The 4,510-nt window shown below is 74.6% G+C and carries 5 protein-coding genes and 1 pseudogene; 1 reads left to right on the top strand and 5 read right to left on the bottom strand.

The annotated features are described in order from the left end of the window. A pseudogene (locus AC51EU_RS27470) lies at nt 1-243 on the bottom strand (sulfurtransferase); the annotation flags it as partial. A 244-nt stretch (nt 244-487) separates the two neighbouring features. Between AC51EU_RS27470 and AC51EU_RS27465 the strand changes: the two are divergent. Continuing rightward, complete coding sequence (locus AC51EU_RS27465) at nt 488-1,261, top strand: VOC family protein (RefSeq protein ID WP_496269784.1); 774 nt, start codon at nt 488-490, stop codon at nt 1,259-1,261. A 27-nt stretch (nt 1,262-1,288) separates the two neighbouring features. Here the strand turns inward: AC51EU_RS27465 and AC51EU_RS27460 are convergent, their stop codons facing one another. From AC51EU_RS27460 to AC51EU_RS27445, 4 genes are all read right to left on the bottom strand, one after another. Beyond that, the gene (locus tag AC51EU_RS27460) at nt 1,289-1,945 is read right to left on the bottom strand and encodes a thymidine kinase (RefSeq protein ID WP_496269783.1); all 657 of its coding nucleotides are present in this window, start codon (nt 1,943-1,945) and stop codon (nt 1,289-1,291) included. 57 nt (nt 1,946-2,002) lie between these two features. Beyond that, nucleotides 2,003-3,193 carry an alkaline phosphatase family protein gene (locus tag AC51EU_RS27455; protein WP_496269782.1) on the bottom strand — a complete coding sequence of 397 codons (1,191 nt, stop codon included), beginning with the start codon at nt 3,191-3,193 and terminating at the stop codon, nt 2,003-2,005. Next, on the bottom strand, nt 3,190-3,783 hold the full coding sequence (locus AC51EU_RS27450; protein ID WP_496269781.1) for a DUF5998 family protein: 594 nt from the start codon (nt 3,781-3,783) through the stop codon (nt 3,190-3,192). The genes AC51EU_RS27455 and AC51EU_RS27450 overlap by 4 nt, the downstream gene beginning before the upstream one ends. 72 nt (nt 3,784-3,855) lie before the next feature. After that, on the bottom strand, nt 3,856-4,510 hold a 655-nt coding region (locus AC51EU_RS27445), incomplete at its 5' end, for an acetate--CoA ligase family protein (protein WP_496269780.1).

Here is a 4,510-nt window from a genome sequence, read left to right as displayed (position 1 = left end):
GCCGGCGGCCCGCATCGCGTCGGTGAGGACCGCGAGGTCCGGGAGCGGGTGCCGGCCCGCGGTGCCGGCCGGTCCCGCGAGTTCGGCGTCGAGGTCGACGAAGACCGCGCCGGGCAGATGCGCCGCCTCGTAGGCCGGGCGGCCGTGCGGGCCGCCGAGTTGGTAGCGCACGTCCAGCAGGACCGGCGGGGTGCCCCTGTCGAGGTCGCTCGCGAGTTCGGTAGCGGTGATGATGGCGTTCATGGCCCCCATCCTTGCGTAGGGACCACTACGCAGAGAAGGCGGCGTCACACCCTCCGTACGGCGCAGATCTTCCGGGCCGTACCGGTGCCGCACCCGATACGCATCAGAAAAAACGGTCATTCTCCCCCGGGAACCCGCCGAAGACGGCGCGGCCGGGGCGCGCCGCGGGGCGCCTGGTGCAAGCATCTGCACGGGCCCGCACCCGTACGCACCTGGCACATCCGATGGTCCGAGGAGAGTGACGATGACGACCGAGGCAGCGACCCGGCGGATTCCCGGCACACCCTGCTGGGTGAGCCTCCTGGCGCACAGCCTGCCCGCGACGCAGGAGTTCTACGGCGCGCTGTTCGGCTGGGAGTTCCGCCCGGGGCCGCGGCACCTGGGACCGTACTGCCGGGCGTATCTCGACGGCCGGGAGGTGGCCGGGCTCGGTGAACTGACCCCGGGCCGCGCGCTTCCCGTCGCCTGGACCACCTATCTGGCGAGCGACGACGCCGACGCCACCGCGGAACGTGTCCGCTGCTGCGGCGGCACGGTCGCGGTGGGCCCGCTCGACGCGGACGACGCGGGGCGGATGGCGATCGCCGCCGACCCGCAGGGCGCGGTCCTCGGGATCTGGCAGGGCAGGGCGATGACCGGCACGGCGGTGAGCGGGGAGCCCGGCACCCCGGTGTGGAACGAACTGGTGGCCGAGGAGACGTCGGCGGTCGTCCCGTTCTACGAGCATGTCTTCGGCCATGAGCCGGAGGCGGTGACGTCGGCCGGTACCGACCATGTGACGCTGCGGCTCAAGGGCCGGCCGGTGGCGGGCGTCCACGGGGTGGGGCGGGAGCTGACGCGGGACCACGGGCCGTACTGGATGACGTACTTCGCGGTCCCGGACACCGACGCCGCGGCCCGGCGGGTGACCGGGCTGGGCGGCCGGGTGGTCCGCGCGCCGCGGGAGACGCCGTACGGGCGGACGGCGGTGGTCACCGACGGCGAGGGCGGGTTGTTCAGCGTGGTCGAGCGGGGCTGAGGCGCGGGGGGCCCGCTCCCGGCCCGGTCAGCGCACCGGGTCGAGGGGCAGGACGTCCGGGGAGAGGGCGGCGGCGCGGGCGGTGGCGGCGGTCTGGCGGCGCCGGTGGTGGCGCCGGCACAGCACCTCGTAGCCGACCTTGGGGCCGCCGTCCTTGACGACGTCGCCGACCACGACCTGGGCGCCCTCGACGACCATCCGTCCGTCGACGGTGCGGGCGTTGTGGGTGGCCCGCGCGCCGCACCAGCACAGCGCCTCGACCTGGAGGACCTCGATGCGGTCGGCGAGCTCCACCAGGCGCTGGGAGCCGGGGAAGAGCTTGCCGCGGAAGTCGGTGGTGATGCCGAACGCGAAGACGTCGAGCCCGAGGTCGTCGACGACGCGGGCGAGCTGGTCTATCTGGTCGGGCGCGAGGAACTGGGCCTCGTCGGCGATGACGTGGTCGACGCGTTCGCCGGAGCTGAGGCGGCCGACGACATGGGCGTAGAAGTCGAGGTCGTCCCCGGCCTCCACGGCCCCGGTGACCAGGCCGAGGCGGGAGGAGAGCCGGCCGCTGCCGGCCCGGTCGTCGCGGCTGAAGATCAGTCCGCGCAGGCCGCGGGCCGAGCGGTTGTGCTCGATCTGCAGAGCGAGGGTGCTCTTTCCGCAGTCCATGGTTCCGGAGAAGAACACCAGCTCGGGCATGGGGCGGTGCGGGCCTTTCGGAGTCGTGGGGCTGGGCGTACGGCAGGGGCCCGCGGGTCAGGTGCGGACTTCCAGGAGCGGTACGAGCTGCTCGGCGGGGGTCATCGATCCGTGCATCCCGACCATGGCCGACTCCCGGGGCTCACGCTCGGACGCGATGATCACCATGTCGGCGTGCGCGGCCGCCACGACGTCACCGATCCGGCCGCGGACCCGGTCGTCGACGTGCGGCCCGAACCATCCGGCGGCGATGGCCTCGTCGCGGCTCGCCACCCACATCCGGTCGCCGACCACCTCGCGCCAGACCGCGAGGACGTCGGAGGCGGCACCGGGGTGCGCGTAGACGTGCCGCGCGCGCCCCTCGCCGCCCAGCAGGCGCACGCCGGCGCGCAGTTCCCAGTCCTCGTCGAAGTCGACGCGGGACTCGGGGTCGAAGGGGATGTCGATCATGCCGTGGTCGGCGGTGACGTAGAGGGCGCTGCGCGGCGGCAGTTGCTCGGCCAGGCGCTGGGCGAGCCGGTCGACGTACCCGAGCTGGCCGCGCCAGGCGTCGGAGTCCACGCCGTAGCGGTGCCCGTTGCCGTCGACCTCGGCGTAGTACGTGTAGACCAGCGCGCGGTCGGCGGCGGCGAGTTGGGCGGCGGCGAGGTCCATGCGGTCCTCGCCGGAGAGCCGTCCGTGGAAGGTGCCGCCGCTGAGGGCGATCTCGGTGAGCGGGGTGTCGGCGAACTGCGGGGCGGAGACCTGGCAGGTGTGGATGCCCGCGGCGGCGGCGCGCTCGAAGACCGTCGGGTAGGGCTGCCAGGCGTGCGGGTCGGTCCACGGCTGCCAGCGCAGCTGGTTCATCAGCGCGCCGGCGGCCGGGTCCTCGCAGGTGTAGCCGGCCAGGCCGTGGGCGCCGGGCGGGAGGCCGGTGCCTACCGAGGCGAGGGAGGTGGCGGTGGTGGACGGGAAGCCCGTGGTCAGCGGGAGGCCGGTGCCGTTGCTGGAGGTGCCGAGGAGGGAGGTGAGGAACGGTGCCTCGTCGGGGTGGGCGCGCAGCACCTCCCAGCCGAGTCCGTCGACGAGGAAGACGCAGACCCGGTCGGCGGGCGCGAGATCCATGCCGGTGCCGGGGCCGGGCAGGCCCATCCCGGCGGTGACGGTGGGCAGGAGGTCGGCCAGCGAGCCGGTGCCGTAGCGGGGGCGCGGGGCGGTGAGGTGGTCGAGCGGTTCGGGTTCCGGCCAGGCGGGGGCGGCGTGGGTCATCGGCGGGTGCCGGTGACGGCGGTGGCCTCGGAGAGCGCCTGGGCGAAGGCGAGGGTCTCGCGCACCGAGTCGGGGCCGTCGCCGGCCTCGCTGACCCGCAGGGAGAGGTCGTCGGCGGTGGAGGATCCGGTGTAGCCGTGGTCCGCCTCGCAGTTGGGGTCGCCGCAGCTGGCCGGTTCCAGGTCCAGGCGGGAGACGGCGCCCCAGCCGATGGTGAGGACGACCTCGCGGGGCAGCTGCCCGGGGGTGTAGGACTCGGGGTTGGCGACGACGCGGCTGAGGACGACCGAGGAGATCCGGCCGGTCTTGACGGACTCGGTGGAGGTCGTGGCGTACGGGGTCGGAGAGGTGCCGTCGGCGGCCTGCTCATCGGTGTGGCTGACGATGAAGCGGGTGTCGGTCAGAACGAGGACCGTGACATGGCGGCGGACCTCGTTGGCGTCGAAGGTCGTCTCCTGGTGCACGAGGTACGACACGACCGGCTCGCCGCCGACCGCGGCCTGCACCGCCTCGGCCACGAGGGCCGGGTAATAGCCACTGCGCTCGATCGCCGCGCGGAGCCCCTGGGTCGTCGTACCGGTCTTAGCCATGGGGTCCATCTTACGGGGCGTGGCGGGGATGGCGGACGCCTCGGGCCGCACCGGGGCCCGGCCCCCGGCGGGTCAGTAGGCGGGCAGCCGGCGGGGGCCGAGGTCGGTGGTGGCGGGCGGCCTGGCCAGACGGACGGACGCCTCCAGGACGGACAGTCCGTGCGGGGAGACGACGACCGGGTCGAGATCGACGCCGACGACCTCGGGGTGGTCGTCGACGAGCCGGGAGACGCGCAGCAGCAGGTCGGCGAGGGCGCCGGTGTCCACGGGCTGGGAGCCGCGCCAGCCGAAGAGGAGAGGGGCGGCGCGGATCGACCGGATCTGCCCGGCGACGTCACGGTCGGTGGCCGGGATGAGGCGGTGGGCGATGTCGCCCAGGAGCTGGGAGGGCGCCCCGGCCAGCCCGAAGGAGAGCACCGCGCCGGCCGCCGGGTCGATGGCGGCGCGGACGACCGTGTCGACGCCGCGCGGCACCATCGCCTGGACGACGGGCAGCAGCTCCCTCGGGGAACCGAGGGCGGAGGTCAGTTCGGCGTAGGCGCGGCGCAGTGCGGCGGCGTTGGCGATGTCGAGGCGGACGCCTCCGAGGTCGGCGCGGTGGCGCAGGTGGGGGGCGGTGGTCTTGAGGGCGACGGGGTAGCCGAGGTGGTCGGCGGCGCGGACCGCGGCCTCCGGGTCGGGGGCGGGCAGCGACGGGTGGGTGTGCACCCCGTAGCGGGCGAGGAGG

This window comes from Candidatus Streptomyces philanthi (genome assembly GCF_059553635.1).
Note: the sequence above shows the minus strand (reverse complement) of the source record. Positions and strands in the feature narration are given on the sequence as shown.

Excerpts from the sequence above, each read along its gene's own strand:
- AC51EU_RS27465 (WP_496269784.1), top strand. The coding sequence starts at position 488 with ATGACGACCGAGGCAGCGACCCGGCGGATTCCCGGCACACCCTGCTGG.
- AC51EU_RS27460 (WP_496269783.1), bottom strand. The coding sequence starts at position 1,945 with ATGCCCGAGCTGGTGTTCTTCTCCGGAACCATGGACTGCGGAAAGAGC.
- AC51EU_RS27455 (WP_496269782.1), bottom strand. The coding sequence starts at position 3,193 with ATGACCCACGCCGCCCCCGCCTGGCCGGAACCCGAACCGCTCGACCAC.
- AC51EU_RS27450 (WP_496269781.1), bottom strand. The coding sequence starts at position 3,783 with ATGGCTAAGACCGGTACGACGACCCAGGGGCTCCGCGCGGCGATCGAG.